Here is a 25,235-nt window from a genome sequence, read left to right as displayed (position 1 = left end):
GCGCGAGTGCCATTTTCCCCTTGACGTCCACCGAAATATGTAGGAATACGGGGCAGGCTTGCTGAAGGCAACGACAGAACGAAAACCGATGGATTACCGTGCGATTACGCATTAGGACTGAATACCTTGAATCTCCTCAGATACACTTGTGGTAAATGGCTGCTGTATCCCGTGCTCCTGGCAGCTTCCCTGGTCCTGACCCAGGTCGCCCCGGCGTCTGCCCAGGGCAATTTTGCCGACTACCCCCCGCTGGTATCCGACTATACGTCCATCAAGATCTTCGACAACCAGGGGAGGTATGTCGGCCGGCTCCTGCCGGAGAAGCGGTACTGGGCCTCCATCGACCGCATCCCTTCCTTTCTGCAAAAGGCGGTGGTGGCCGTTGAAGACGCCCGCTTTTACGAACATGGGGGGATCGATATCCGCGGCATCGCCCGGGCCCTGGTGAAGGACGTGGTCAAGGGAAAGATGGTCGAGGGGGGCTCGACCATCACCCAACAGTTGATCAAGAATAAATACCTCTCCGGTGCAAAGACCATCGAGCGCAAGCTCGATGAAGCCCGCATGGCCATTGATTTTGAAAAGAAATATACCAAAAAGCAGATCCTGGAGATGTATTTCAACGAGATCTATTACGGGAACGGGGCCTGGGGAATTGTCCAGGCTGCCCGCATCTATTTCGACAAAAACCCGGAGGAGTTGAGCGATGCGGAGTGCGCCCTCTTGGCCGGTGTACCGAAGAACCCGGGCCGTTACAATCCGCTGGGGAAAGCGAACAACGTCACGCGGCGGCGGGACGTTGTTCTCAAACGGATGGTGGAGTTGAGCATCATCACCCCCCGGCAGCAACAACGGCTGAGGACCCAGCGGGTCACCTTCATGCGCTCCGGACAGGCATTACAGTATGTGGCCCATGTCCGGGCCAAGCTGATCGAACGGTACGGTGCGGAGATCATTGAGCAGGGGGGGCTGGAGGTGACCGCGGCTCTGGATCTGAACCTGCAGAAACAGGCGGAGCTGGCGCTGGCCGAGGGGGTAAAACGCATTTCTCCCCACATGCAGGGGGCTCTGGTGTGCCTTGATCCCGCCACGGGTGATGTGCTGGCCGCCGTGGGGGGCGTGGGCGCTACCAAGGGGTCCTATAACCGCGCCTTTTCCGCCAAGCGTCAACCTGGGTCGGCCATCAAGCCGCTGATCTATGCTGCAGCCCTGGAAAAGGGGATAACCGCCGGCAGCATCTGGAACGATACGCCGGTGGCCTACGACCGGGGCAATAATCAAGTTTGGAAACCGCAGAACTATGGGAGGGAACGGTATGGTGATCTTTCCCTGAGGCGTGCCCTGGCATATTCCAACAATGTCATCACGATAAAGGTGCTTGAGGCCATCGGGGTCCCGTATTTTACCGATTTCGCCGGAAAGATGGGGCTGCCGTTACGGGCGCAGAACGGTCTCTCCCTGGCCCTGGGAACGGATGAAGTCTCCCTGAACGACCTGGTCCAGGCGTACACGCCTCTGGCCAGCGGGGGCATGCGCTCCGAAGGGCGGACCATTATCAGGATCTATGACCACAGACGCCGTGCCTGGACGGAGAATCCTCCGATAGTCACTCCGGTCCTGGCGCCTGCCACCGCTTTTGTCACCACCCAGATGCTGAAGGACGTCATGACCTATGGCACCGCAAAGTCGCTCAGGAGGTTCAGCCAACAACACCCGGCCGCCGGGAAGACCGGGACCACCGACGACTACCGGGATGCCTGGTTCGTCGGCTATACCCCCCAGGTGATAACCGGCGTCTGGGTCGGTTATGACAAGCCCCGGCCGGGGGGGAAGGGCTTTACCGGCGGTGCTGTCGCGGCCCCCATCTGGGAGCGGTTCATGCGCCGGGCCGTGGCAGCGAAGCCTGCCGTGGATTTTCCCAAGCCGGATGCGGTGGTTTCCGTTACCATAGACCCCACCACGGGCTATCTGGCAACGGCGGAGTGCCCGAAGAAGCGCGACGAATTCTATATCGCCGGGACCGAGCCCACCCAATACTGCCCCAAGCATGGTGGAGGTGAGACCGTACCTCCGCCGGTCACGCCATCGCCACCGCCCCCGCCACCGCCGGCGGCAAAGGATGGTATATTATAATGCATACCACATGCTTCACCCGGGGCGGGTGGGCAACGTGGGGATGCACGGAGCAACCGGCACGGAGCCTGTGGCCTCGGCGCATCGTAAGAGTCCCAACATTCATCACCGTGGTAAAAAGGAGAAGGAATATGACTCAGTATGGTTTTCTCGGTCTCGGTATCATGGGTAACCCCATGGCGGCCAACCTGGTGCGGGCCGGTTTCCAGGTCGTGGTCTGGAATCGCAACCCGGCCAAATGCGCCCCCCTGGTGGCCCTGGGCGCGCGCCAGGGAGGGAGCCCCCGGGAGGTGGCCGCTGCCTGCGACATCACCTTTGCCATGCTCGCCGATCCCGCTGCCGCCTCGGAGGTCTGTTTCGGCCCGGAGGGGGTGTTGGAAGGGATCGGCGGCGGGCGCGGCTACATCGACATGTCCACCGTGGACGACGTGACCGCCCGCACCATCGCCGAGGCGGTGGCCGAACGGGGCGGGCGTTTCCTCGAGGCCCCGGTTTCCGGCACGAAGAAACCAGCCGAAGACGGAACCCTGATCATCCTGGCCGCGGGCGCCCGGGCGCTGTACGACGAGGCCGCCCCGGCCCTGGACACCATGGGGAAAAAACGCATGTACCTGGGGACCGTCGGCCAGGGCGCGCGCATGAAGCTGGTGGTAAACGCGATCATGGGCGGGATGATGACGGCCCTCTGCGAGGGAGTGGCCCTGGGCCAGAAGGGGGGGCTCGACGGCGCCGAAATCTTGGAAACCCTCGATGCCGGTGCGCTCGCCAACCCGCTCTTCAGGGGCAAGGGACCGATGTTGTTGCAGGGTGAATACCCCACCAGTTTTCCGCTCAAACACATGCAGAAGGACCTGCGCCTCGCCGTGGCCCTGGGGGATGAACTGGGGCAGCCGCTCCACTGCATCGCCGCGGTCAACGAGACCTTCAAACGGGCCCGTATGGCAGGGCACGCCGATGAGGATCTTGCCGCGGTCTTCCAAGTCATCAAGCAGTAGGGCGATCAGGAACAGGGGGGAGATCATGAACAGCGATACCATCGAGTACGCCCAACTGGGCGATAGCGGCATTACCGTGAGCAAGGTCTGTCTGGGTACGTGGGCCATCGGGGGGTGGATGTGGGGCGGCTCCGAGGAGGCTGAGTCGATCCGTACCATCCGGTCGGCTCTCGACAGGGGGGTTACCTTCATCGATACCGCGCCGGTGTACGGGTTCGGCCGATCAGAGGAGATCGTCGGCAAGGCCGTCAAGGGATACCGGGAACGGGATCGTGTGGTTATTGCAACCAAGGTGGGCCTTGAATGGGACGACAAGGGGGGGGTGGCGAGAAACTCGACCCGCCGGAGAATCCTTAAAGAGGTGGATGATTCACTGCGCAGGCTGCAGACGGAGTACATTGACCTCTATCAGGTCCACTGGCCCGACCCCCTCACCCCCATGGAGGAGACCGCTCAGGTCATGGCCGACCTCCTGAAAGCGGGAAAAATCCGGGCGGTGGGGGTCAGCAACTATACGCCGGAGCAGATGGACGTATTTAGGAAGGTGGCGCCGTTGCATACGGTCCAGCCCCCTTACAACCTGTTCGAGCGCCAGATCGAACAGGACGTGCTGCCGTACGCGAAAAAACATGGGCTTGCCGTCCTGGCCTATGGTGCCATCTGCCGCGGGCTGCTTTCGGGAAAGATGAATGAGGGGACGCAGTTCCAAGGGGACGACCTGCGCCTGCACGATCCCAAATTCCGAGACCCCCGCTTTTCCCACTACCTCAAGGCCGTCTCGGCCTTGGACGCACTGGCAGCAAAACGGCATGGCCGTCGGGTTCTGGAACTGGCGCTGCGTTGGGTACTGGATCAGGGGGCGATTGCCCTCTGGGGAGCCCGACATCCCGGTCAACTGGACCCGGTCGGCCAGGTCTTCGGGTGGTCCTTGACCCCTCAGGATCTCATGGATATCGATACGGCGATCCACGATATCATACCGGACCCGGTCGGCCCTGAATTCATGGCCCCGCCTCTACGGAGGCAGGATGTACCTTAAGACGAAGAACCGCCTCGGTGCGTCCACACGTGCCCCCATGATCCCTCTTCATGGGGGCATGAGATGAAATTCACCCTCCTGACCCATTTCAAGGAGTTCGAAAAACCCTCCAATACCGGCAAACTGGTACTCGAGGTCCTGGGAAACGCGGCCGAGCAGGTCCGCTGGGACCGGCTGAACCCGCCCGCCGGGCTCGTGGAGGAGATCGAGGCGGGCGGCGTGGCGCTGGTCTATCCCGGCGCACCGGACGACAATGACGACGATTTGACCGGTATCGACCACTTCGTCCTTATCGACGGCACCTGGCACGAGGCCCGCAAAATTCACCAGCGTAGCCCCTATCTCCTGAAGCTCCGCCGGGTCTGTCTCAAACCGACCGGGAAGTCCCTCTACAACCTCAGGAAGAACCAGAAGGAGGCCTGCCTCTGCACCGCGGAGTGCGTGATGGAGATTCTGCGCAGCACGGGGAGGACCGAGGAGGCGGAGCGCCTGCGGGAACGTTTCCTGGCATTCATCAGGCCCCCCGGCGTCATGCGGGGGGCGGTGCCGGGGCACTGAGGCGGAGAAACATCACTTCCCCTGCCGCCCCTCACCGTCCCTAAAGGCATCGACGCTCCAGATTCCCCCACCCTGGGTGGCGATGAACAGGAACACAAAGCAATAGATCACCGCCAGTTCGCCGTTGTTCTGAATCGGCAGCAGCGCCTTTGTCCCGTGCGCCATCCAGTATGCCACGGCCATCTGGCCGCTGGTGACGAAGGCCGCCCAGCGGGTGAAAAGCCCGACCATGACCAGAATACCCCCAATCAGCTCGATCGGGCCGGCGACGTAGGTAATGAATGCCGGGGCTCCCGGCGGCATTGGGATCGGGATGCCGAACAGCTTCTGGACGCCGTGCCAGAGAAAAAGAAACCCGACGACGATCCGCATCAGGGCATACCCCTGGGAATTGTAGATCGACATGAATGGTTTCATGGTACCACCTCCTGTGGTTTGTGACCGTGCCGGTTCATTTTGCGGCAAAGAGGGCCTTGGCACGCGTCCCGATCTCTTCCGGCGTCACGTCTTCCGTATGCGTGGCAACTGACCACTTGTGCCCGAACGGATCGGCGACCGTGCCCATGCGGTCCCCCCAGAACTGGTCCGCAACCGGCATCAGCAGCGTGGCGCCGGCCGCAACCGCACGGTTCACGACGGCGTCCACATCTGCCACATAGAGTACGATGGATACGGCGGTGCCCCCTATGGTCTGCGGGCTGAGGGCATTCCACTCGGGGCATTCATCGCACAGCATGATCGGCGAATCGCCAATCATGATTTCGGCATGCATCAATTTGCCGTCCGGGGTTGGCAGACGCATGCACTCCGTGGCGCCGAATGCTTCTTTATAGAATTCTATGGCCTTGGCGGCATCGGTGATAATCAGATAGGGGGTAGCCGTGTGGTAGCCGTCCGGGATCGGCTTTGCCGTGGTGCTCATGATTCTTCTCCTTTCTGTGGCGTAACGCTAACTAAGGTGTCTCTCCACCATGGGATGCCCGTTGCTTATGAGATTATTTTAGTCTCTTGGCGGAAAAAGGCAATACGCCGCTTTATAGCGTGCCAACCGGCTGGGGCAAGCAAGAAAAAACGGACCACAATCGGCTTTGCCCCCGGAACATTGTCGATCAACTTGTCATCCTGACGCTCACGACCACATGATGACGGTTGTAATTTTGGGGTTCATAACCCATACTCCTGACTTCGCATACCGCCCAAATCCCTTGACCGGGGAAAAATAAGGATATCACTCGACATGGCACTGCCATCCAAAGTTTACAAAGCGTCCCTCCAGCTCTCCGATGTCGACCATGGCATCTATGAAACCTTGCTGGCGACGGTCGCCCAGCATCCCTCTGAAACCGAGGAACGGCTTTTGGCCCGGCTGCTGGCCTACGCGATCTTCCACGAACCGGAGTTGACGTTCACCAAGGGAATCAGCGCCACCGACGAACCGGACCTTTGGGTGAAACGGGCCGACGACAGGGTCCGGCTCTGGGTCGAGGTCGGCCTGCCGGAGCCGGACCGTATCATCAAAGCGAGCCGCCACTCGGAACGGGTCGCCCTGCTGGCCTGCGGCAGGCAACTCGCCACGTGGGATCAACAACAGTTGCCCAAGTTGGAGAAGGTCGCCAACCTCATCGTCATCAGTATCGATCCTGCAATCATTACCAGGCTGGTATCGCAGCTGGAACGCTCTATCACCTGGTCGGTTACCATAACCGAAGGCACGCTCTATCTGACCTGCGGCGAAGAAACGCTGGAAAGCCCTCTCCAGGTAAAGATGGGCAGCCGCTGAGCCCTGCGGGCGGGGCCAGCCGTATCCCCGGCTCAAATGGAGCAACCTCCCCACTATTGACAGTCACGAAGGGAACGCCATGACCAATAACGATCTTCTCCGCAGCCTGCGCTACGCCCTGAAATTGAATGGCGAAACCATCGCCGAATTGTGTACGGTGGGCGGGCATGACATCAAGCCCATAGATGTGTTGAAACTACTGAAAAAGGAAGAAGAAACCGGCTTTGCGGCCTGCGACGACGCGGTGATGGGGGCCTTTCTGGACGGCCTGATCGTCTCCCGGCGCGGCGTGCAGGAGTCGAAACCCGGTTTGCCCAAAGCACCGGATACGGCGTTGAACAATAATCTCATCCTGCGAAAGCTCAGGATCGCGTTGGAGTTGAACGAGGAGGGGATGCTCGCGGTCCTGGCAAAGGCCGGGGTCCAGCTCTCGAAGTCTGAATTGTCCGCCATGTTTCGGGCAAAGGGACATAGGAACTACAAGGCCTGCGGCGACCAATTTCTCCGCAACTTCATCCGCGGATTGACGCTTGGCGGGGGGAACACAGAGTAGGAAGCGGCGTTTGCCCGAAATTTTGAGGGGACGGCCCGCTTTATGGAATGCGGCCCGCCCCCTTTTTTATGCCTGTTTTTATCGAAACCAGAGGAGAGTTATGACCCTATGACGAAGGAACAGATGATTCAGGAGATAATCGCACGGCTCTCCGCCGATCTTGCGGTGCTCTCCACCGCCGCGCGGGCGGCCCATGAGGCGGCCACCCACGCGGAGTGCCTCCCCGACAACAAGTACGATACCATCGCCCTGGAGGCATCCTACATCGCCCAGGGGCAGGCCAACCGTGCCCAGGAGATCAGGATTGCCCTTGAAAGCTACCGGACCTTGACGCTGCATGGTTTCGACGACGATACGCCGATCCGGCTGACGGCCCTGGTTACCCTGGAAAGTGCGCAGGGGGATGTGCGGCGGCTTTTCCTCGGCCCCCAGGCCGGAGGCATGAAGGTCGCGGATCGTGACGGAGAGATCGTGGTCATCACCCCCCGTTCCCCCCTGGGGCGCTCCCTGGTGGGGCTGAAAACCGGCGATGAGGTGCAGGTGGGAGAGGCTGCCGCGGCCCAGTCCTTTATCGTTGTTGAAGTCTGTTGATGCGGCCCGTGCCAGTGTGCGGTCCCGCTCGGTAGTGTCCGCCGGAACTGCCGGATCGGGATTTTCTGGTATACTAAGAATATGCACGAGGTGACGCCATGACGGAAGCATCTATAACCAGCGAGGATACCCCTCGCATCCGCGAGATGGAGATCGACGATTTCCCCGAGGTATTCCATATCGGCGAGGAGGTGTTCACCGTCGAATACTCCCAGAGCCTCTACCGCACCTGGGACGAATTCGAGATTACCACACACTTCAACCTGGACAACGAACTCTGCCTGGTGGCCGAAATGGGAGGCCGCATCGCCGGTTTTGCCCTGGGGACCACGGTGAAGAAGCATAATTCTCCCTGGAAGTACGGTTACCTGGTCTGGCTTGGGGTCCGGCGGGACATCCAGAAGGGGAGCGTGGGGAGCCGCTTGTTCCACGAGATCAGGCGCCGCATGGTGGAGCAGGGGGTGCGGATGATCATCATCGATACCTCGGCGGATAATCTGGCCGCCATCAATTTTTTCAAGAAACAGGGCTTCGGAGATATTCAGGAGCACGTCTACATGTCCCTCAACCTGACGCGCAAGACCAGGAAAAAATCGGTAAAAAAATCATGATCGCCCGCCTTGATGAGGTCTGGAGGGCCATTGATCCGGTGCGGCTGCGCAGGACTCTGCTCGATATGCTTGATATCTACTCCCCATCCGGCAAGGAAGAGGATATCCAGCTCTATCTGGAGGACCTCCTCTCCCGTTCCGGATTCCGCGTGGAACGCCAGGAGGTGGAGCATGAGCGGTATAACCTGCGGGTTACCATGGGGAGCAGAGAACCGGAACTCTATCTGGTCGGGCATGTGGATACGGTCCCGGCCTGGGATCTGGAGGAATTCGAGGCGCATGAAGAGGGAAACCTCATCCGCGGTCTGGGGAGCGCCGATATGAAGGGGGGCTGCGCCGCCATGGTGGAGGCGTGGCTGGCCCTGACCGACGCCCTGAAGCCGGAGGAACGGCCGTCCCTGGGGTTGCTGCTGGTGGTGGGGGAGGAAGAGAACGGTGACGGCAGCGCCGTTTTTCTGGAACGATACCGCCCTCCCTGGGTGGTGATCGGCGAGCCGACCGGGCTTGCGGCCTGTTTCGCCCATTACGGCTACCTGGAGGCGGGGTTCGTCACCCGCGGCCTGCGGAGCCATTCGTCGCTGCCCGAACTGGGGAACAACGCGGTGGAGTCCATGCTGCGCCTGTTGCTGCACCTGGGCAAGGCTCAGCTCTTCGACCGGGAGCGGGGGGAGATCGTCTACTCGATCCGTGAGCTGAGTTCGTCCCGGGCCGGTTTTGTTGTCCCGGACCGCTGCGAGGCCTGGATCGATCTGCACCTGCCGCCCGATATGGACCCGGCCGTCCTGCAGGAGTCGATCCGCAGCATCGCCACCGATGCGGGCCGCTTCATCCCGGAGCTAAACATGGAGTTGAGTTTCGACTTCTCCGCGCCCGGCTACGATTTGGGCAACGATAGCCGGCCGGTCCGGTTGGTGGAGGAAATATATGCCCGCCTGGGGCGCACACCCGACTTGAGCGCCTTCCGCTCCCACTCGGACGGCAACCTGTTCCATGCGGCCGGTACCTGCCCCATCATCCTGGGGCCCGGCTTCCTGGAAAACGCCCATACGCCCGATGAACAAGTCCTCTTCCACGAGGTGGCGGAGGCCGCCCGCATCTATGCCGCCCTGGGCCTGGGTATGGGCTGATCCGAAACCTGCCTGGAGGCTGGCGGGCACACCTGGCGGCAGGAGCATGGTCACTGCAGGTATTCTTTGGCCCAAGCGCACATCTGATCGAGGATGGGGATGATGGTCGTGCCCTTTGGGGTGAGGGAGTACTCCACCTTGGGCGGCACCTGGGGGTAGACCTCCCGGTGCACCAGGCCGTCGGTCTCCAACTCCCGCAACTGCTGGGTGAGCATCTTTCTCGTGGTCCCGGAGAATTGCCGCTGCAAATCGGAGAAGCGCATGGTCCGTTGCGACAGGTGCCAGAGTATGGAGGCCTTCCATTTGCCGCCGACCACGGCCAGTGTGGCATCTATACCGCATTTGTATTCCTTCTCCCGATACACCATCCGATCCCCTTTCTCCCGGTTCTCTTGCATGGGACCTCCAATATTTCTTATGTTACAAAAAAGGTACTACGTACCTAAATAGTCCGTTATTGACGAATAGATACCTATGGCAGAATATAGCGCACATATTTGGAAAATTGAAGCGTGAATGTGAAACCCAGCGCGAAAACAGGAGGACGGATCGATGAAAGTAGTCGCCATTAACGGCAGCCCCAAAAAAGAGGGCAACACCTATCATGCCATCAGGATGGTTGCCGCCGAGCTTGAAAAGGGAGGCATAGAAACCGAGATCATTCACATGGGAAACAAGGTGATTCAAGGGTGCATCGCCTGCGGCCAGTGTGCCAAGAACAGGAACGAGCGCTGCGTCCTGCCTGGCGACGACGTCAATAACGCCCTCCAGAAGATGAAGCATGCGGATGGGATCATCCTGGGGACTCCCGTCCATTACGCCGCCATCGGGGGCACCATGAAGTCGTTTCTGGACCGGGCCTTTTATGTCGCCGGCTCCAACGGCGGGATGCTGCGGCACAAGGTCGGCGCAGCGGTGGTCGCGGTGCGGCGCTCCGGCGGCGTGCCCACATTCGATCAGCTGAACAATTTTCTGCACTATGCCGAGATGCTGGTACCAAGCTCCAATTACTGGAACGTCATCCATGGCACCCAGCCGGGAGAGGTTGCACAGGATGAAGAGGGTGTACAGATCATGCGGGTGCTGGGCAAAAACATGGCATGGCTGCTGAAATTGGCGGAACATGGCAAGGGGACGGTTGCGGAGCCTGAGGCGGAACCCAAGATATTCATGAATTTTATCCACTAAATTATGCAGCATGCAAAGATGTTTCCCATGACTCCATGAAAAACGAAACGAGAAAGGACTCCCTATGTCGAGAGTAACCGTTGTTGCCAGACTGTTGGCACGAAAAGAGGCGGCCGATGCCGTCAAGGCCGAGCTCCTCAAGCTGCTTGCACCGACCAGAAACGAAGAGGGGTGCGTCGAGTACCGGCTGCACCAGGATAATGACGACCCGGCGCTGTTTTTCTTCTACGAGACGTGGGAGAGCGATGCCTGCCTGGGGAAACACAAGGAGACGGCCCATTACCGGAGCAGCTTCGGCGCCATAGAGGGCATGATTCAGGAACGGTCCGTGAACAGGTTGACCATGATTGAGGCGTGACCAGACAACAGCGGCCGTCCAGTATCCAGGAGGTGGCCGAACTACTGCCGGACGGGACCGCCGAGGTCGTGGTGCGGGATGGCCGACTCCTGTGGCCCGATACCCTGGCGGTCGCTCCCGGCGGCTTCATCAACGTCACCACGTCGCGCATCAACCTGGGCAGCGGGCTTTATGGGCTCTTCCGCTTCAAGGGGGCGGTGAGTACGCCATAATCGCGGCAACCCATTTGAGGGTGCAGAAAACACAACAGGCGGCCAATCGGTCGCCTGTTGCTCTTTGTTCCTTGTCTCTGTCGTATCGGCAGAGCCGGATCATACAGGAGCGCTTTGTCGCCCTCCCGCGGGCCCAGCCGGGCAAGGCACTGGCACTCGGCGGGCGGCATATTCAGCTTTCCCGGATTTTGCGCATTTGGGCCTGCTCATCCGAGATACCATTTGAGGTAGGGAACCTCAAAACAGAGAAATAGTCCGATGAACAGGACCCCGAACAGGGCTCCCAGCCACCAGAAGTCCTTGCGGTCGATGTAGCCGCTCCCGTAGTAGATGGCACTTGGCCCGCTGGCATAGGGCGTCAGCATGCAACTGATGCCCGACGTATAGCAGAGCAGCATGGCAACCATCTTCAATGGCATGTCGGGAACCGCGACGACGGCGGTCAGGAACACCGGCAGCAGGGCCGTGGCGTGGGCGGTAAGGCTGGCAAACATATAGTGGACAAGGTAATAGATGGCCACCATCAAAACGACGATCCATAGGATCGGCAACCCCTTCATCATCCCCGAGGTTGCCCCGGCAAACCACTTGAGAAAGCCGACGATCTTGAGGCCATCGGCCAGGGCGACCAGCGTCCCGAACCAGATCAGCATGTTCCAGGCCTGGCGATATTCGAGCAGGTCGCTCCAGGTGATGACGCCGGTAAGGATCATAATCACCAGAACCATGATGGCAACCAGTGTCGCATCCATCCAGTTGCCGGCAAAGATCCACAGAATCAGCGCCAGAAGGGCGAGAGCCGCCATAAGAAGCTCTTTACCCTTGATCTTCCCCATTTTGGACAACTCTTCGGCAGCCCAGGTGTCGGCGCCTGCGCTCGATTTGATCTCGGGCGGGTACACAATGTAGGTGATCAGGGGGATGGCAAGGAAGAGGAAAGCCCCCAGAGGGAGGATGCCGAGAAACCATTCGCGCCACGAAATGCTTATCTTGAGGGTCTTGCTGACCAGTTCCAGCCCCAGCAGGTTGGGGGCGTTTGCCGTCAGAAAGAGCGAACTGGTGACGGCGCAGGTCGCCAGGCCGGTCCACATCAGGTAGGAACCCATCTTGCGGGCGGTTTCGCCGGGATAGGAACCGAATATCTCCGGGATGTTCTTGATGATGGGATAGATCGTCCCGCCGCTGCGCGCCGTATTGGATGGCATGAAGGGGCCAAGGCAGCCATCCGACAAGGCAACGGCATAGCCAAGACCGAGGGTCTTTTTCCCCAGGACCTTTACGAGGTTCAGGGCGATGCGCCGCCCCAATCCGGTCTTCTCATATCCCAGGCCAAACATGTAGGCCACGAAGATCAGCCAGATGGTGCTGTTGGAAAATCCTGACAGCGCCCACTTGGTCGTTTCGGAGGGGGTTTTGCCGACCAGTTGGAGGGCCGCCGCGAGTGAAATTCCCAAGAGGCCGATAATCGAGCCCGGCACCGGTTCCAGGATCAGGCCGACGATAACGGCGGCAAACAGGGCGAAATAGTACCAGGCAAGCGGTGCCAGGCCCAGAGGGACCGGGATGGCAAGAAAAAGTATCCAGGCGGCAAGGGGGATGAGCGTATTGACCAGCAGTTTCCTGTTCATGGTCCATGACCTCCTTTATTTGATGAAGCGTACCTGGCGGTTTATCTCCTCGACTATCGGAGCCTTCCTGGCGTTGAAGGTGATCTTGTTCTTCTCGAACAGGTTGTTTCCCTTGGTGTCGATGGAGATGATCAGCGGCCCGAAATTTTTTACCCGGCAGACCCACAACGCCTCGGGCATGCCCAGTTCGAGCCACTCGACCCTCTCTATCTCCTCAACCTCGCTGGCGGCCAGCACGGCGCAGCCGCCGGGGAATACGGCGTGCAGGGCCTTGTAGACCGTGCATCCTTCCTCGGTATTGGGGCCCATTCCCCCTTTGCCGATGATCAGTTTGACGCCGGTCTGCTTGATGAACTCCTTTTCGTGAACCTCCATCCGCATGCTGGTGGTGGGGCCCACGGAAATCATCTTCCAGCCGTCGCCATCCTTGGCCACGATCGGACCGGCATGAAAGATTGCCAGTCCCTGGAGGTCAACCGGCAACTCCCTCCCCAACTCCACGAGCCTGCGATGGGGCATGTCGCGGCAGGTGATCAGGTATCCGTCCAGATATACGATGTCCCCGGCGGCCAATTGTTCGATATCCTCGTTCTTTATGGGTGTGGTAAGTACCTTTTTCACAGCGCAGCCCCCTTGTGGGAAAGGATTTCGTACGACATGTCCTCATTAATGCGGATGGTCCCGCGCCGGTGCGCCCAGCAGCCGACGGATAGGGCGACGCTGATGGTGGATGGATGACGGGCGGCAGACTCGATATGGACGCCCATGACGGAATTTTTACCCGACATTCCCTGGGGCCCCAGCCCGATTGCGTTAAGCCCTTTTTCCAACAACAGTTCCATCTCGGCCCCCCTGGGGTGGGCATGACGGGAACCGATGGGGCGGAACAGCGCCCGTTTGGACAGATTGGCGGCAACGTCGATGGAGCCGCCGATGCCGATGCCGACCAGGAGCGGCGGACAGGCATTGACACCGTACGAGGTCATGACATCGAAGACGAACTGTACGATCCCTTCGTACCCCGCAGCAGGCATGAGCGTTTTTCCCTGCCCCGGCAGGCTGCAACCGCCTCCGGCCATGTACACCTCGACCTCGATGCTCGTGCCGTTCGGCACAATCGTCCAGTCAATCCAGGGAATCCGCTCGCCGGTATTGGTGCCGGTGTTTTTCTCTTCAAAGATCTGCACCGCGTTGTGACGGAGCGGAGCGGTCTGTGTCGCCGCGTACGCCGCTTCGGTCAGGATGGCCCCGACGTCGGCCAGCAAAGGGAACTCCGAGCCGACTTTTATGTAGTACTGGATCACGCCGGTGTCCTGGCAGCAGGGGCGATTCAACTCCTCTGCCCGTGCCAGGTTTTCGAACATGGAGTCGTACACCACCTTCGCCAGCGGACTGTCCTCGGTTTCGCGCAGGTGTCGGAGTTTTTCAAGGATATCGTCCGGCAGATGCTTTCCGGCATAATCGGTAAACCGGGCCATAACACCGGTCATGGTCTTTACTGCTTCTTCGCGGCTCATGCTGATCTCCTCGAATGTGGAATTTTTGCGGCACGCTGACACGACATCAAGCAAATCCAACCGTTTCACATCGCTGCCCTGCCACTATTCCGGTTCCGTTCGCCTTGCTGCCGTGATCTACTTTACGTGAGGTCTTTGTAGTGCAAAGTTTTCCGGCTAGAGCGCTGCCGCGATGGCCGTGCCGACCTGGCTGGTGTCGGCGTTGCCGCCCATGTCGGGTGTTCGCGGTCCCTCGCTGAGTATGGTTTCAATGGCGTTGATGATGGCATCGTGGGCGGCCCGGTACCGCGATGCACCATTGCCCAGGAAGTCGAGCATCATCGCTCCGGACCAGATCATGGCTGTGGGGTTGGCGATGTTCCGGCCGGCGATGTCAGGCGCAGAGCCGTGCACCGGTTCGAACATGGAAGGAAAGATGCGGTCGGGGTTAAGGTTGGCCGATGGCGCGATGCCGATGGTTCCGGCGCAGGCCGGTCCGAGATCGGAGAGGATATCGCCGAAGAGGTTGGATGCCACCACCACGTCGAAACGTTCCGGGCTGAGGACGAAGCGTGCCGCAAGAATATCGATATGATACTTGTCCCAGGTGACCTCCAGGTACTGCCGCGCCATCAATGCCAGTCGCTCATCCCAGTAGGGCATGCTGATGGCGATGCCGTTCGACTTGGTGGCGGCGGTCAGGTGCCGTTTCGGCCGGCTCTGAGCCAGATCGAAGGCGAATTTCAGTATCCGGTCCACGCCTCTCCGCGTGAAAACCGACTCCTGTAGGACCAGTTCCCGTTCCGTGCCTTCGAACATCTTGCCGCCCACATTGGAGTACTCGCCCTCGGTATTTTCACGCACCACATAGAAGTCGATATCGTCCTGTTTTTTGCCAGCCAGGGGGCAGGGCACTCCCCGCATCAACCGTACCGGCCGCAGGTTCACGTACTGGTCGAAATCCCGGCGGAACTTGAGCAACGACCCCCAGAGCGAGATGTGATCCGGCACCACATCCGGCCAGCCGACCGCACCGAAATAGATGGCGTCGTACGCCTTGAGCGTCTCGAACCAATCGGACGGCATCATCTGACCGTGCCGAAGGTAGTAGCCGGCGCATGCCCAGTCAAAATGGGTGCAGTCCAGCTCGATGCCAAACCTGCGGGCAGCAGCCTCAAGCACTCTGAGCCCTTCCGGCATCACTTCCTTTCCGATGCCGTCCCCCGGAATTACCGCGATCTTGTGGGTTTTCATACTTCGGCTCCGACGACGGGTGTGGATCGTCTCATCCTGCTGTTTTAATCTGAACGGTAGGTAACGTATCACTGTAATTCTGGAAAATAATCAGCTAATATGTGAATACAAAGGACACGTATCGTGAATAATCTGCCCCCACTCGAAGACCTGCGACTCTTTTGCGCCGTGGTGCGCAACAGGAGTTTTATTGCCACCGCCACGGAACTGGGGGTATCCCCAGCCTATGTCAGCAAAAGGGTCGCCCTGCTGGAGGATGTGCTGCACGTACGCCTGTTGCACCGGACAACCCGGCGCGTGAGTCTGTCCGAGGACGGGGAAATGGTGTATCGGTGGGCTCAGCGGATTATCGAGGATGTGGAGCAGATGGCCGAGTCGGTCACGACGGCAAAAACGACCCCGCGGGGGCTACTGCGGATCAGTGCGAGCGCCGGTTTCGGCAGAAAACGTATTGCCCCGGCACTTTCAGAGCTTGTCGTGCGTTACCCCCTGTTGCGCATACAGCTTGAACTGCTTGCCCGGCCGGTTGACCTGATCGGGGAGGGGTTCGACATCGATATCAGGATTGGAGGCACGTCTGAGCCGAACCTGATCGCCAAGCGCATAGCCGCCAATTCGCGTATTCTGTGCGCTGCGCCTGCCTATCTGGAACGGCGCGGCGTGCCCGCACGTATTGCTGACCTGGAGCAGCACGACTGCATCGTCATTCGCGAGCGTGATCAGAGTTTCGGGGTTTGGAGGCTGAAAGGGCCACAAGGGGTGGAGACGGTCCACGTATCCGGGCCGTTATCGTGCAACAACGGGGAGATCACCCAGCAGTGGGCTCTTGACGGGCATGGGATCATGCTGCGTTCCACATGGGATGTGGATTCCTATTTGAGGGAAGGGCTTCTGGTCAGGGTGCTCCCCGATTATCAACAGGAGGCGCACATAGCAGCGGTCTATCCGCTGCGTCTGACCGAATCGGCAAAGGTGCGGGTCTGCGTTGAATTCCTTCAGCAATGGCTCGACCGCTGATGGCTTGCACCACCCCGCATCGATTCTTGCGTTCGGATTTAAGCTGTTTCTTCCTCGACAGGGGCCTCTTCGCCGTTTTCGTCGGTTGGGGCGCTGTTCTTGGCCGCCAGCTTGCGTTGCAGCTTTTCCTCGTTCTTTTTCTTCCGCTCCAGTTCCTTCTGCTTTTTCTGAAACTGAAAATTGGGCTTGGCCATCGTGTCACTCCCTAACTAGTTGGTTTTCAATAAAAAAAGCCCCGAGTATCCCCCGGGGCTTTTGAGGCCAATTACGGCGTTTCTTAGGCTCTGTTTACGTTCGCGGCCTGAAGCCCTTTCGGACCCTTGGTAATTTCAAACGTTACGCTATCGCCTTCAGCAAGGGATTTGAAACCGTTGCCTTCGATTGCGGAAAAATGACAAAAAACATCTTCGCCATTTTCCTGCTCAATAAAACCAAACCCCTTGCTGTCATTAAACCATTTTACTGTTCCGTTTACCATTTTCTTACGTTCTCCTGATACTGCTTTTAAATTTCGTCTGGAAACATTCCGGACGTAGTGTAACCGTACCAGCTTTGAATGGCGCAAGTCAAGCTAAAAATCAGGACATAGGATGGGGCGGAATAATATAAATATTGGGATGGGTGCCTTGAAAAAATAAATACAATCATGATGCCATGTTGTGAATATTATGTATGGATAGTGTTACATCCTTTTATGAACCAGGATTATACTGAATTTATAGCATACAATTACTACTAAATATTGCAAATAATCATTGCTAATATACGGTTTGTGACGTAAACTATAAAAATATAATCCTATTTGAATGGACGATAGTCGTGATGGGGGCGGACCGGAAATGGTAATTCCACTCATTTCTCAAAAGAAAGCGATATGACACTATGGTAATCAAAGTCGGCAACATTGTAAGCCACACGGGCGCACTTGAATGGGGCGCCGGCAAGGTTATGGAAATCACATCCTCCTCGGCGATGATCCAGTTCAGCGATGGCAAAAACAGAAAAATAGCCGTATCCCACTTTACCACTCTGCAACCGGCCGCTCCGGGCTCCTTTTTACCCCCTCCCGAAGTACCCGTCGTGATGAAGGCCGCCCGAGTCGCCAGGGTGCCCAAGGCAGCCAAAAAGAAACTGTAAAACCACCAGGAAAACCTACAACGACAACGGGCTCCTTATCGATGATAAGGAGCCCGTTGTCGTTTCATCGTGCGAACATACTCCTCCGTACCACGTTTCCGTTTCCGGAAACAAGCCTTGGCACTTCAAAATAACAGGATATAATCAGATAAACGATGTGATGCAACTCGGGAAGGCTTGCAGTCAGGGCGCTGAGGCGCATCCACAGGAGGTCACCATGTCAGACGCAAACATTCAGGACCGCGGGGCGGGCGCCATTATGGGCGCCTTTATCGGCGATGCACTGGGGCTGGGGCCGCACTGGTATTACGACCTTGCCGAACTGCGCCGCGACTACGGCGAATGGATCAGCGGCTATACCGACCCCCGGCCCGGCCGCTACCACGACGGGTGCAAGGCGGGCCAACTCTCCCAGGCGGGTTTCATCCTCAGGCTGCTGGTCACGTCGTTGGTGGAACGGGGGGGGTACGACGAGGCCGATTTTTGCCGTCGCATGGATGAGGAGTTGCTGCCGCTCCTGGATGGCACCCCCATGAGCGGGCCGGGGGGCTACACCAGCCAGTCGATCCGCGAATTGTGGCGGCGGCGCGTGGAGCAGAAACTGCCCTGGGGCGAGACCGGCGGGCACGCCGACACGACGGAAGCCATCGAACGCACCCTGGCCCTGGGGGTACGGTATGCCCTGGACCCCGCCCGGCTGGCCGGCACCATCACCGGCAATGCCGTCCTGACCCAGTCGGACGATACGGTGGTGTCCATGACCGTGGCCTATGGTGCGGTGCTGGGGCAGGTGGTGCAGGGGCACGCCCTGGATGCCCGGCTATCGGGCAGGTTGATGAAGCTGGTGCATGACGGGGCGCTCCCCTTCCACGCCGTTACCGGCGACAACCTGCAACCTCCCCGGCCCGGCGATCCCGACCCGCCCCGGGCCGGCAGATTCGCCTCTCCCGACGCCCTGCTGACCCCGTCCTCTATGGCGAGCGCGGCCGCGGACCCGGATATCCGTATCGAACCCGCCTGGAAGGTGTCCATCGTCTACGGCATGCCCTGCGCGATCTACCACCAATTGCCCGCGGCCTACTATCTGGCCGCCCGTTTCCACGACGATTTCGAATCTGCCCTGCTGCATGCCGTCAACGGGGGAGGGCAGAATCAGGCTCGGGCCATCCTGACCGGAGCCCTGGTGGGCGCCCAGGTCGGCCTTTCCCGGATACCGCAACGCTTCCTGGACGGTCTCGATGACTCCGCTACCCTCTGCCGGTTGGCCGCCGATCTGGCTGCGGGTGTCGGTAAGCCATAACGCCGCAGGAAAACATGAGGTGATAGTGATGAACACCAAGAGGATTGCCTTTCCCAATAGCCGGGGGGAGCTGCTCGCCGCCCGGCTGGAACTCCCCGAGGACGAACGGCCCCTGGCCTACGCCCTGTTTGCCCACTGCTTCACCTGTTCCAAGGATCTCACGGCGGCGGTGCACATCTCCCGCGCCCTGAGCAGCCGGCGCATCGCCGTGTTGCGTTTCGACTTCACCGGCCTGGGGGAGAGCGAGGGGGAGTTCGCCGCCACAACCTTCTCCTCCGAGGTGAGCGACCTGGTGGCGGCGGCCCGCTTCCTGGAACAGGAGTATGAAGCTCCCCGCCTGCTTATCGGCCATTCCCTGGGAGGGGCGGCCGTGTTGGCGGCGGCAGCGGAGATTCCCAGCACCACGGCTGTGGTCGCCATCGCCGCACCGTTTCGTCCCGTCCAGGTAAGGGACCTGCTGGGAGAGGCGGCGGGCCGGATCGAGGAGACCGGGCAGGGAACCGTCACCATAGCCGGCCGCACGTTCACCATCCGCAAGAGCCTGCTGGACGACCTGGATGCCCATCGGCCGGAGGATACGTTGCGCCGGCTCAATGCGGCGTTGCTGGTGATGCACTCTCCCCGGGACCAAGTGGTAGGGATCGACAACGCCACCGACATCTATCGGGCCGCCCCACACCCCAAGAGCTTCGTCTCCCTCGATTCGGCCGACCACCTGCTGTCCGATAGCCGGGACTCCCGCTACGCCGGCGGGATCATCGCCGCCTGGGCCGGCCGCTACCTGGGGATATCCGAAACACCGAGCCCCCAGCCTATTCCCCCGGAGGTGATCGACAACCGTGTGTCGGCCCGCACCGGGGCGACGGGATTTCGCACCGAGCTGTTTGCCAACGGTTTTCCCCTGCTGGCCGACGAGCCGGTGGAGGACGGCGGGGGCAACGTGGGCCCATCCCCGTACGACTACCTGCTGGTCGCCCTCGGCGCCTGTACCGGGATGACGCTCCAGGTGTATGCCCGTAGCAAGGGATGGCCGCTGGAAGAGGTTGTGGTGCGGCTCTCGCACCGCAAGGTCCACGCCGAAGATTGCCGTGACTGTGACGAGAAGGAACGCCGGATGGATACGTTCGAGCGGGAGTTGGAACTGCATGGTGGGCTGGACGAGGCACAGCGGCAGCGCTTGCTGGAGATCGCCGGGCGGTGCCCGGTGCACCGCACCTTGACGGCAGGGGTGCGGGTCGTAACCACCCTGCGGCCGGCGTGAGGAGGGCCTGCGGCAGATACCAAAGGGCCAGACTGCCGTTTTCCTGGTAGTCTGGCCCCGTAATGGTCAGCTAGTCCCTGTGGTGCTTGTCTTTGCGGTATTTCTTGTAGTGTCCTTTGTGTTTGCCCCGGTCGTGCCGTTCTTCCCTCTCGTGGGTGATCGCGCGCTCCCTCTCCACTACGATCGTGCGGGGGGCAAACGGCGGCGGAGGCGGCGTGCCAACCTGCACCCGTACGTTGGGGGTGTTGACGTCAACGCCGACCGCCACGTCGGCCGCACCGGCCGCACCGGCCATGCCTGCAATACCCATCGCTGCGACCACTGTTCCGATCATTGCTTTCATCCGATACCTGTTCATGTTTGTTTCCTTCCCCTTTCCGGATTGAATCTTATGTGCATCTCCGGAACCCCGGCACGAAAAAAGCCGGGACGCCGAATATGGTGATAGTTCGGCATCCCGGCTGTCTCGGTGAGACCCTATGGGCTTTCCGCCCCACCCTCGCGGGTGGTTTAGTCTTATCGCGTATCTGCTTCCTGCTGTTGAAACGGCCACCACTATAGAGGACAACTCTTCCGGCGTCAATCCTCAGGGCGTCCCGGCCCATGGACAGCCCGCCGGCGTTCCGCTGCCAGGCCACCAGGCAGGTGCGATTGGGGGGGGAGGATCATTTTTTCACGATGGTGATACAGAGGCACTCCCCTTCGGCGTAGACCGTTTCTCCGCTGCAGATGCGGCCATGCACCATTATCTTGCGCCCTTCGGCGGAGATGACCCGGCTTTCGAGCGTGACGACCTGTTGCAGTGGCAGCAGATTGCGGAAACTGACATTCAGGTTGCCGACCACAATCGAATACCCTGCCGCCCAGGCGGCCAGCCCCAGTACCTCATCAAACACCGCGGCCATGGAGCCGCCGTGGGCATGTCCCGGAGGGCCTTCGGTCTCGGGGCCGAACCAGATGCGGGCCTTCAATTGTTGCTCTCCGTCACGGTAATAGCGCACCCGGAAGCGGTTGCCGTCCGGTTCGCCGGAGACGAAGCGCAGGGATTCCCCCACCAGCGCAGGGGCATCGAAATCGGTCCAGCTGGCTTCACCGCTCAGGTCCACCGGTGGGCAAAGGGTTGTACAAACTTTTTTTGCAGTAGCTTTTGTCACGGATGTTTTCCTCCAAAAGAGCGCCGCCAGGCGGTGGCGGCAGGATGATACGTCATACTAACAGACTCCTGCAGGGCAATAAAGGGCTTTGGGGCGGTGCTGGCGGGGAAAAAAAGCGGCCGATCGGGCCGCCTTCAGGTGTTGGAGCTGTTGGGAAAAACATCACTTCCCGCAACATTTTTTGTATTTGAGGCCGCTGCCGCAGGTGCAGGGATCGTTGCGGCCGATCTTGACGACGGTGATCGGTTTCGGCTTCACCATGGCCCCCTCGGTGAAGTACCACTTTCCGCTTTTGCGTTTGAACTGGCCGCACTCGTGATGTTCGCGGGCAACGCCCTTGTCCTTGAATCGTGCCACGAATTCCACCTGGCCGATGCTGTCCTCCTGGCCACCCTTATCGGTGGCGATGATGTCAAGCCCCAGCCATTCGGAATTCTGCGCCCATTCCTTGGTTCCGGCATGGTCGTAGCCCTGGCGATGGTCGGGATGGGTACTCTCGAAGATGAAATCCATCTGCACGCCGACATAGGCCGAATAGCGGGCTCTCATGAGTTGTTCCGCCGTTTCGGCTGGACGCACTCCGTTGATGACCGGTTCGCAACAATCGGAATAGGCAACGCCGCTTCCGCAAGGACAGCTGTTCATGTCTGGTTCTCCTTGATGATTGTAATTCGTTGATCTCCTTCGGTGCCATAAAATCGGCCCATTTGTCAAATGGTAACTGCAGTAGCCACCTTTACGCCATTGCCGGCATCAGGTTTCAGGGACCTGCGCATTGTAAACCATGGTGGTAGCGCCTTTTGCCGATTCAGCGCTATACCTTGGACCTAACTTGGCAAAAAAAGAGCCTGAAAAGGCCAGTATCACGTTGACGACTGATCTTTGGGAATGATATTCTCGCCACCCGATTATTGTGAAATAGCTGTTGTCGTGTGTGGTGATACGTTTTGGTTTGACTATCCAGATCAGGAGGTGTTCGGTGGAAAAGAAACTAGGTGTGTTGCTGGTGTTCCTTGCGGTCTCTCTTATGGTGGCGACTTCGCTCTTTGCGGCAAACCCGCCGAAAAAGGTCCTCATCGGGATATCCAAGATCGTGGCCCATCCCGCCCTTGATGCCGTTGAAAAAGGTATCAAGGACGAGCTTGCCGCTTCGAAGATCGCCGCGGAATACGACCAGCAGAATGCCAATGGCGATATCGGCACCGCGTCGTCAATCTCCAACAAGTTCAAGTCGGAAAAGGTGACCCTGGCGGTGGGGATCGCCACGCCCACGGCCCAGTCGCTGGTAAATACCCTGAAGGGGACCCCGGTTGTCTTCTCGGCGGTAACCGACCCGGTGAAGGCCGGTCTGGTAGCCTCTCTGAAAAAGGGGGGCAAGATGGTTACCGGCGTTTCGGATATGACCCCGGTGAAACAGCAGATCCAACTGCTGCTCAAGATCAAGAAGATCAAACGCCTTGGCCATATCTACACCAGTTCCGAGGAAAACGCCGTGGTGCTGGCCGGTGTCGTAAAGCAGGCCTGCAAGGAGTTGGGGATCGAATACGTGGAGACGACGGTGTCCAAGTCGTCCGAGGTAAAAGAGGCTACCCAGGCGATCATCCGCAGGGTGGATGCGCTGTACATCAGCACCGACAACACGGTCGTATCGGCCATGAGTGCCGTCGCCGACGTGGCCGTGAAGAACAAAGTGCCGATCATGTCGGCCGACCCGAGTTCGGCTGAAAAATATGCCGTCCTGGCCGCCTGGGGGTTCGACTATTACAAGGTTGGGCGCGCCACCGGCAAGATGATCGTCGAGATCCTCAAGGGCAAGAAGCCGGAGCAGATGCCGACGCGTTTTATGACCAAGACCTCGGATGTCGACCTCCTGGTCAATCTTGATGTGGCCAGGAAACTCGGTCTGACCGTACCGAAGGATATCGTCAAGAGCGCCAACAGGGTCGTGGAAAACGGCAAGCTGACCAAAAAGTAGAATTTTTTACCCGCCGGGCGGCCGAGGCCGCCCGGCATTATTTTATCGCGAAGGGTACACGGCATTGCTATGATCGAAGGTATTCTGGTAGAAGGCCTGATTTACGGAATTATGGTCCTGGGGGTATTCATCACCTTCAGGGTCCTGGATTTCCCCGACTTGACGGTGGACGGTTCGTTCCCCCTGGGAGCGGCCCTGATGGTGCAGTGCATCCTGCTCGACGTGAACCTCTGGTTGGCCCTGCTGGTCGCATTTGTCGGCGGGATGCTGGCGGGCATGGTCACGGCGCTGATCCACAACCACCTCCGGGTGCCCAACCTCCTGGCCGGCATCCTGACCATGACCATGCTCTACTCCGTCAATATCCGCATCCTGGGCAACCGGGCCAATGTGCCGGTCCTGGAGCATGAAACCATTCTGACAAAGGTTTCCGAGCGCTTTTCGGGCATTATCCCGGATGAGTACATTCTGCTCCTGTTTTTCATCGTGGTAGCCATCGTGATCAAGATACTGATCGACCTGTTCTTCCGCACCGACCTGGGCATGACCCTGGGCGCCATGGGCAATAATGAGCAGATGGTCATCTCCCAGGGGGTTGACCCCAAAGCCCTGAAAACCATCGGCGTGGGGCTGTCCAACGGCCTGGTGGCCCTATCCGGTGCCTTTGCGGCCCAGTACCTCGGATTTGCCGATGTGGGCTTGGGGCAGGGGATCATTGTCTCGGGTTTGGCCTCGGTCATGATCGGCGAGTTTCTGGTCATGAAGAGCAACCGCATCGGCGTTCTGACCCTCTGTGCCATCCTGGGTTCGATACTTTTCCACGCGGTGCTGTATTTGGGCAGGTATTACGGTTATGTCATCCATATGACGCCCAATGACCTGAATCTGATCAAGGGCATCCTGATCATCATACTGCTGGTCCTGACCCAGGCCAAAAAACTGAAGAAGGTTGCCATCAAGGCGGTGGTGGAAAAATGATCGAGCTCAAGAATGTGTCCATGCTTTTTAATCCCGGCACGGTGAATGAAAACCTGGCCATCAGCACTATCAACCTGAAGGTCAAGGAGGGTGACTTCATCACCGTTATCGGCAGTAACGGCGCCGGGAAGTCCACGCTCTTCAACCTCGTAGCCGGCACCATCATCCCGAGCCAGGGCACCATCCTGGCAAACGACAGGGATATCACGCGGGAGCCCGAGTACCGGCGCGCCCGGTACATCGGCAGGATATTCCAGAACCCACTTCTCGGCACGGCCTCCAACATGAGTCTGGAGGATAACATGATGATCACCTACCGGAAGGGGTTCAAATGGCTGAAGCGGAGCCTGAACAACAAGATGAGAGAGTTCTTCCGGGCGGAACTGGTCCAGTTGGAGATGGGGCTGGAGGACCGGATGAAGGAAAATCTCGCCATGTTTTCCGGCGGGCAGCGGCAGGCCCTGACCTTGCTGATGATGGTCCTCTCCAAGCCGGAACTCATCCTGCTGGATGAACATACCGCGGCGCTCGATCCCAAAAATGCCGAGATCGTCCTGGAATTGACCAACAAGTTCATCAGGGAATACAACCTCACCTCAATGATGATCACCCACAACATGAGCCATGCCATCGAGTTCGGTAACCGTCTGCTGATGATGGACAAGGGAGAGATTATCTTCGATGTGGAGGGTGAAGCGAAACGGGAACTGACGGTGGAGAAGCTGATCGAGAAGTTCCACGAGATCCGCCATGCCTCCTTTGGGGACGATAAGGCGCTTCTCTCCCCGTGAACGCACAGGACAACGGTTTCCTGCTGCGACCACAATTCTTTTTCCTCCAACGGTTGCGCTCCTGAAATTACGTGGTAGCATTAAAAACAGTTAAGCATG

The 25,235-nt window shown here is 59.2% G+C and carries 30 protein-coding genes, 1 pseudogene and 1 riboswitch; of the genes and pseudogenes, 19 read left to right on the top strand and 12 right to left on the bottom strand.

Going from position 1 to position 25,235, the window contains the following annotated elements; all coding sequences use genetic code 11:
* Positions 1-126 precede the first annotated feature (126 nt).
* The 4 genes and pseudogenes from ET418_RS06855 to ET418_RS06840 all read left to right on the top strand — a co-directional run.
* Positions 127-2,133, top strand: a complete 2,007-nt coding sequence (locus tag ET418_RS06855; RefSeq protein WP_149306835.1) for a transglycosylase domain-containing protein — start codon at positions 127-129, stop codon at positions 2,131-2,133.
* A gap of 131 nt (positions 2,134-2,264) precedes the next feature.
* On the top strand, positions 2,265-3,128 hold the full coding sequence (locus ET418_RS06850) for an NAD(P)-dependent oxidoreductase (RefSeq protein WP_149306834.1): 864 nt from the start codon (positions 2,265-2,267) through the stop codon (positions 3,126-3,128).
* A gap of 25 nt (positions 3,129-3,153) precedes the next feature.
* A complete protein-coding gene (locus ET418_RS06845; RefSeq protein WP_149306833.1) occupies positions 3,154-4,167 on the top strand; it encodes an aldo/keto reductase in 1,014 nt (337 codons plus the stop codon).
* A gap of 39 nt (positions 4,168-4,206) precedes the next feature.
* Positions 4,207-4,725, top strand: a pseudogene (locus tag ET418_RS06840) (tRNA-uridine aminocarboxypropyltransferase); the annotation flags it as partial.
* A gap of 12 nt (positions 4,726-4,737) precedes the next feature.
* Here ET418_RS06840 and ET418_RS06835 read toward each other — a convergent pair.
* Positions 4,738-5,142: a DoxX family protein gene (locus ET418_RS06835; RefSeq protein WP_149306831.1), complete on the bottom strand. Its 405-nt coding sequence runs from the start codon at positions 5,140-5,142 to the stop codon at positions 4,738-4,740.
* Between the two features lie 34 nt (positions 5,143-5,176).
* Positions 5,177-5,647, bottom strand: a complete 471-nt coding sequence (locus tag ET418_RS06830; protein ID WP_149306830.1) for a VOC family protein — start codon at positions 5,645-5,647, stop codon at positions 5,177-5,179.
* A gap of 315 nt (positions 5,648-5,962) precedes the next feature.
* Between ET418_RS06830 and ET418_RS06825 the strand changes: the two genes are divergently transcribed.
* The 5 genes from ET418_RS06825 (at position 5,963) to ET418_RS06805 (ending at position 9,387) form a co-directional block, all read left to right on the top strand.
* Positions 5,963-6,505: a YaeQ family protein gene (locus ET418_RS06825; RefSeq protein WP_149306829.1), complete on the top strand. Its 543-nt coding sequence runs from the start codon at positions 5,963-5,965 to the stop codon at positions 6,503-6,505.
* 79 nt (positions 6,506-6,584) lie between these two features.
* Positions 6,585-7,058, top strand: a complete 474-nt coding sequence (locus tag ET418_RS06820; protein WP_149306828.1) for a YehS family protein — start codon at positions 6,585-6,587, stop codon at positions 7,056-7,058.
* 108 nt (positions 7,059-7,166) lie between these two features.
* Positions 7,167-7,649, top strand: a complete 483-nt coding sequence (locus ET418_RS06815) for a transcription elongation factor GreAB (RefSeq protein ID WP_149306827.1) — start codon at positions 7,167-7,169, stop codon at positions 7,647-7,649.
* Positions 7,650-7,747: 98 nt separating this feature from the next.
* A complete protein-coding gene (locus tag ET418_RS06810) occupies positions 7,748-8,260 on the top strand; it encodes a GNAT family N-acetyltransferase (RefSeq protein ID WP_149306826.1) in 513 nt (170 codons plus the stop codon).
* On the top strand, positions 8,257-9,387 hold the full coding sequence (locus ET418_RS06805; protein ID WP_149306825.1) for a M20 family metallopeptidase: 1,131 nt from the start codon (positions 8,257-8,259) through the stop codon (positions 9,385-9,387). The genes ET418_RS06810 and ET418_RS06805 overlap by 4 nt, the downstream gene beginning before the upstream one ends.
* A 50-nt stretch (positions 9,388-9,437) precedes the next feature.
* Here ET418_RS06805 and ET418_RS06800 read toward each other — a convergent pair whose 3' ends face one another.
* Positions 9,438-9,785, bottom strand: coding sequence for a winged helix-turn-helix transcriptional regulator (locus ET418_RS06800; RefSeq protein WP_149306824.1), 348 nt, complete (start codon positions 9,783-9,785; stop codon positions 9,438-9,440).
* Between the two features lie 154 nt (positions 9,786-9,939).
* Here ET418_RS06800 and ET418_RS06795 point away from each other — a divergent pair, with 154 nt between their 5' ends.
* The 3 genes from ET418_RS06795 to ET418_RS06785 all read left to right on the top strand — a co-directional run bounded on the left by ET418_RS06795 (position 9,940) and on the right by ET418_RS06785 (position 11,145).
* Positions 9,940-10,575, top strand: a complete 636-nt coding sequence (locus ET418_RS06795) for a flavodoxin family protein (protein ID WP_149306823.1) — start codon at positions 9,940-9,942, stop codon at positions 10,573-10,575.
* Between the two features lie 64 nt (positions 10,576-10,639).
* Entirely contained in the window at positions 10,640-10,933 is a 294-nt protein-coding gene (locus tag ET418_RS06790; RefSeq protein ID WP_149306822.1) for a putative quinol monooxygenase, read from the top strand.
* A complete protein-coding gene (locus ET418_RS06785) occupies positions 10,930-11,145 on the top strand; it encodes a hypothetical protein (protein ID WP_149306821.1) in 216 nt (71 codons plus the stop codon). The genes ET418_RS06790 and ET418_RS06785 overlap by 4 nt, the downstream gene beginning before the upstream one ends.
* Before the next feature lie 206 nt (positions 11,146-11,351).
* Here ET418_RS06785 and ET418_RS06780 read toward each other — a convergent pair whose 3' ends face one another.
* The 4 genes from ET418_RS06780 to ET418_RS06765 all read right to left on the bottom strand — a co-directional run bounded on the left by ET418_RS06780 (position 11,352) and on the right by ET418_RS06765 (position 15,523).
* Complete coding sequence (locus ET418_RS06780) at positions 11,352-12,773, bottom strand: DASS family sodium-coupled anion symporter (RefSeq protein ID WP_149306820.1); 1,422 nt, start codon at positions 12,771-12,773, stop codon at positions 11,352-11,354.
* Positions 12,774-12,788: 15 nt separating this feature from the next.
* Positions 12,789-13,394, bottom strand: a complete 606-nt coding sequence (gene ttdB, locus ET418_RS06775; protein WP_149306819.1) for a L(+)-tartrate dehydratase subunit beta — start codon at positions 13,392-13,394, stop codon at positions 12,789-12,791.
* Complete coding sequence (gene ttdA, locus ET418_RS06770; protein ID WP_149306818.1) at positions 13,391-14,290, bottom strand: L(+)-tartrate dehydratase subunit alpha; 900 nt, start codon at positions 14,288-14,290, stop codon at positions 13,391-13,393. Before ttdA ends, ttdB begins: the two co-directional genes overlap by 4 nt.
* A gap of 156 nt (positions 14,291-14,446) precedes the next feature.
* Complete coding sequence (locus ET418_RS06765) at positions 14,447-15,523, bottom strand: tartrate dehydrogenase (RefSeq protein ID WP_149306817.1); 1,077 nt, start codon at positions 15,521-15,523, stop codon at positions 14,447-14,449.
* Between the two features lie 123 nt (positions 15,524-15,646).
* Here ET418_RS06765 and ET418_RS06760 point away from each other — a divergent pair, with 123 nt between their 5' ends.
* A complete protein-coding gene (locus ET418_RS06760) occupies positions 15,647-16,540 on the top strand; it encodes a LysR family transcriptional regulator (RefSeq protein ID WP_149306816.1) in 894 nt (297 codons plus the stop codon).
* Positions 16,541-16,578: 38 nt separating this feature from the next.
* On the opposite strand, the gene ET418_RS18110 is transcribed toward ET418_RS06760, so the two are convergent.
* Complete coding sequence (locus ET418_RS18110; RefSeq protein WP_188055367.1) at positions 16,579-16,734, bottom strand: hypothetical protein; 156 nt, start codon at positions 16,732-16,734, stop codon at positions 16,579-16,581.
* Between the two features lie 83 nt (positions 16,735-16,817).
* The gene (locus ET418_RS06755; protein ID WP_149306815.1) at positions 16,818-17,018 is read right to left on the bottom strand and encodes a cold-shock protein; all 201 of its coding nucleotides are present in this window, start codon (positions 17,016-17,018) and stop codon (positions 16,818-16,820) included.
* A 404-nt stretch (positions 17,019-17,422) separates the two neighbouring features.
* Between ET418_RS06755 and ET418_RS06750 the strand changes: the two genes are divergently transcribed.
* From ET418_RS06750 to ET418_RS06740, 3 genes are all read left to right on the top strand, one after another.
* Positions 17,423-17,677, top strand: a complete 255-nt coding sequence (locus ET418_RS06750) for a DUF3553 domain-containing protein (protein WP_149306814.1) — start codon at positions 17,423-17,425, stop codon at positions 17,675-17,677.
* A 217-nt stretch (positions 17,678-17,894) separates the two neighbouring features.
* On the top strand, positions 17,895-18,977 hold the full coding sequence (locus ET418_RS06745) for an ADP-ribosylglycohydrolase family protein (RefSeq protein WP_149306813.1): 1,083 nt from the start codon (positions 17,895-17,897) through the stop codon (positions 18,975-18,977).
* Positions 18,978-19,005: 28 nt separating this feature from the next.
* Positions 19,006-20,238, top strand: a complete 1,233-nt coding sequence (locus tag ET418_RS06740; protein WP_149306812.1) for a bifunctional alpha/beta hydrolase/OsmC family protein — start codon at positions 19,006-19,008, stop codon at positions 20,236-20,238.
* A 70-nt stretch (positions 20,239-20,308) separates the two neighbouring features.
* On the opposite strand, the gene ET418_RS06735 is transcribed toward ET418_RS06740, so the two are convergent.
* From ET418_RS06735 to ET418_RS06725, 3 genes are all read right to left on the bottom strand, one after another.
* Positions 20,309-20,596: a hypothetical protein gene (locus tag ET418_RS06735; RefSeq protein WP_149306811.1), complete on the bottom strand. Its 288-nt coding sequence runs from the start codon at positions 20,594-20,596 to the stop codon at positions 20,309-20,311.
* A 90-nt stretch (positions 20,597-20,686) separates the two neighbouring features.
* Positions 20,687-20,763: riboswitch (cyclic di-GMP riboswitch) on the bottom strand.
* A gap of 140 nt (positions 20,764-20,903) precedes the next feature.
* Positions 20,904-21,392 (bottom strand): PaaI family thioesterase, encoded by a 489-nt coding sequence (locus ET418_RS06730; protein WP_149306810.1) that lies wholly within the window; start codon positions 21,390-21,392, stop codon positions 20,904-20,906.
* A gap of 162 nt (positions 21,393-21,554) precedes the next feature.
* A complete protein-coding gene (locus ET418_RS06725; protein WP_149306809.1) occupies positions 21,555-22,037 on the bottom strand; it encodes a YchJ family protein in 483 nt (160 codons plus the stop codon).
* 334 nt (positions 22,038-22,371) lie between these two features.
* On the opposite strand from ET418_RS06725, the gene ET418_RS06720 reads away from it, so the two are divergent.
* The 3 genes from ET418_RS06720 (at position 22,372) to ET418_RS06710 (ending at position 25,136) form a co-directional block, all read left to right on the top strand.
* A complete protein-coding gene (locus ET418_RS06720) occupies positions 22,372-23,367 on the top strand; it encodes an ABC transporter substrate-binding protein (protein WP_246152973.1) in 996 nt (331 codons plus the stop codon).
* A gap of 69 nt (positions 23,368-23,436) precedes the next feature.
* Complete coding sequence (locus tag ET418_RS06715; protein WP_149306808.1) at positions 23,437-24,345, top strand: ABC transporter permease; 909 nt, start codon at positions 23,437-23,439, stop codon at positions 24,343-24,345.
* Complete coding sequence (locus ET418_RS06710; protein WP_149306807.1) at positions 24,342-25,136, top strand: ABC transporter ATP-binding protein; 795 nt, start codon at positions 24,342-24,344, stop codon at positions 25,134-25,136. Before ET418_RS06715 ends, ET418_RS06710 begins: the two co-directional genes overlap by 4 nt.
* Positions 25,137-25,235 lie beyond the last annotated feature (99 nt).

Origin of the sequence: Oryzomonas rubra, from assembly GCF_008369015.1 — a bacterium.
Classification (GTDB): Bacteria; Desulfobacterota; Desulfuromonadia; order Geobacterales; family Pseudopelobacteraceae; genus Oryzomonas; species Oryzomonas japonica.
The sequence above is the reverse complement of the archived record's forward strand: the minus strand, read 5'-3'. Positions and strand labels throughout refer to the sequence as shown.

Coding starts and splice junctions, on each gene's coding strand:
- ET418_RS06825 (WP_149306829.1), top strand. CDS start 5,963: ATGGCACTGCCATCCAAAGTTTACAAAGCGTCCCTCCAGCTCTCCGAT.
- ET418_RS06810 (WP_149306826.1), top strand. CDS start 7,748: ATGACGGAAGCATCTATAACCAGCGAGGATACCCCTCGCATCCGCGAG.
- ET418_RS06750 (WP_149306814.1), top strand. CDS start 17,423: ATGGTAATCAAAGTCGGCAACATTGTAAGCCACACGGGCGCACTTGAA.
- ET418_RS06830 (WP_149306830.1), bottom strand. CDS start 5,647: ATGAGCACCACGGCAAAGCCGATCCCGGACGGCTACCACACGGCTACC.
- ET418_RS06800 (WP_149306824.1), bottom strand. CDS start 9,785: ATGCAAGAGAACCGGGAGAAAGGGGATCGGATGGTGTATCGGGAGAAG.
- ET418_RS06820 (WP_149306828.1), top strand. CDS start 6,585: ATGACCAATAACGATCTTCTCCGCAGCCTGCGCTACGCCCTGAAATTG.
- ET418_RS18110 (WP_188055367.1), bottom strand. CDS start 16,734: ATGGCCAAGCCCAATTTTCAGTTTCAGAAAAAGCAGAAGGAACTGGAG.
- ET418_RS06850 (WP_149306834.1), top strand. CDS start 2,265: ATGACTCAGTATGGTTTTCTCGGTCTCGGTATCATGGGTAACCCCATG.
- ET418_RS06765 (WP_149306817.1), bottom strand. CDS start 15,523: ATGAAAACCCACAAGATCGCGGTAATTCCGGGGGACGGCATCGGAAAG.
- ET418_RS06780 (WP_149306820.1), bottom strand. CDS start 12,773: ATGAACAGGAAACTGCTGGTCAATACGCTCATCCCCCTTGCCGCCTGG.
- ET418_RS06715 (WP_149306808.1), top strand. CDS start 23,437: ATGATCGAAGGTATTCTGGTAGAAGGCCTGATTTACGGAATTATGGTC.
- ET418_RS06710 (WP_149306807.1), top strand. CDS start 24,342: ATGATCGAGCTCAAGAATGTGTCCATGCTTTTTAATCCCGGCACGGTG.
- ET418_RS06755 (WP_149306815.1), bottom strand. CDS start 17,018: ATGGTAAACGGAACAGTAAAATGGTTTAATGACAGCAAGGGGTTTGGT.
- ET418_RS06845 (WP_149306833.1), top strand. CDS start 3,154: ATGAACAGCGATACCATCGAGTACGCCCAACTGGGCGATAGCGGCATT.
- ttdA (WP_149306818.1), bottom strand. CDS start 14,290: ATGAGCCGCGAAGAAGCAGTAAAGACCATGACCGGTGTTATGGCCCGG.
- ET418_RS06835 (WP_149306831.1), bottom strand. CDS start 5,142: ATGAAACCATTCATGTCGATCTACAATTCCCAGGGGTATGCCCTGATG.
- ET418_RS06790 (WP_149306822.1), top strand. CDS start 10,640: ATGTCGAGAGTAACCGTTGTTGCCAGACTGTTGGCACGAAAAGAGGCG.
- ET418_RS06725 (WP_149306809.1), bottom strand. CDS start 22,037: ATGAACAGCTGTCCTTGCGGAAGCGGCGTTGCCTATTCCGATTGTTGC.
- ET418_RS06815 (WP_149306827.1), top strand. CDS start 7,167: ATGACGAAGGAACAGATGATTCAGGAGATAATCGCACGGCTCTCCGCC.
- ET418_RS06805 (WP_149306825.1), top strand. CDS start 8,257: ATGATCGCCCGCCTTGATGAGGTCTGGAGGGCCATTGATCCGGTGCGG.
- ET418_RS06735 (WP_149306811.1), bottom strand. CDS start 20,596: ATGAACAGGTATCGGATGAAAGCAATGATCGGAACAGTGGTCGCAGCG.
- ET418_RS06795 (WP_149306823.1), top strand. CDS start 9,940: ATGAAAGTAGTCGCCATTAACGGCAGCCCCAAAAAAGAGGGCAACACC.
- ET418_RS06745 (WP_149306813.1), top strand. CDS start 17,895: ATGTCAGACGCAAACATTCAGGACCGCGGGGCGGGCGCCATTATGGGC.
- ET418_RS06740 (WP_149306812.1), top strand. CDS start 19,006: ATGAACACCAAGAGGATTGCCTTTCCCAATAGCCGGGGGGAGCTGCTC.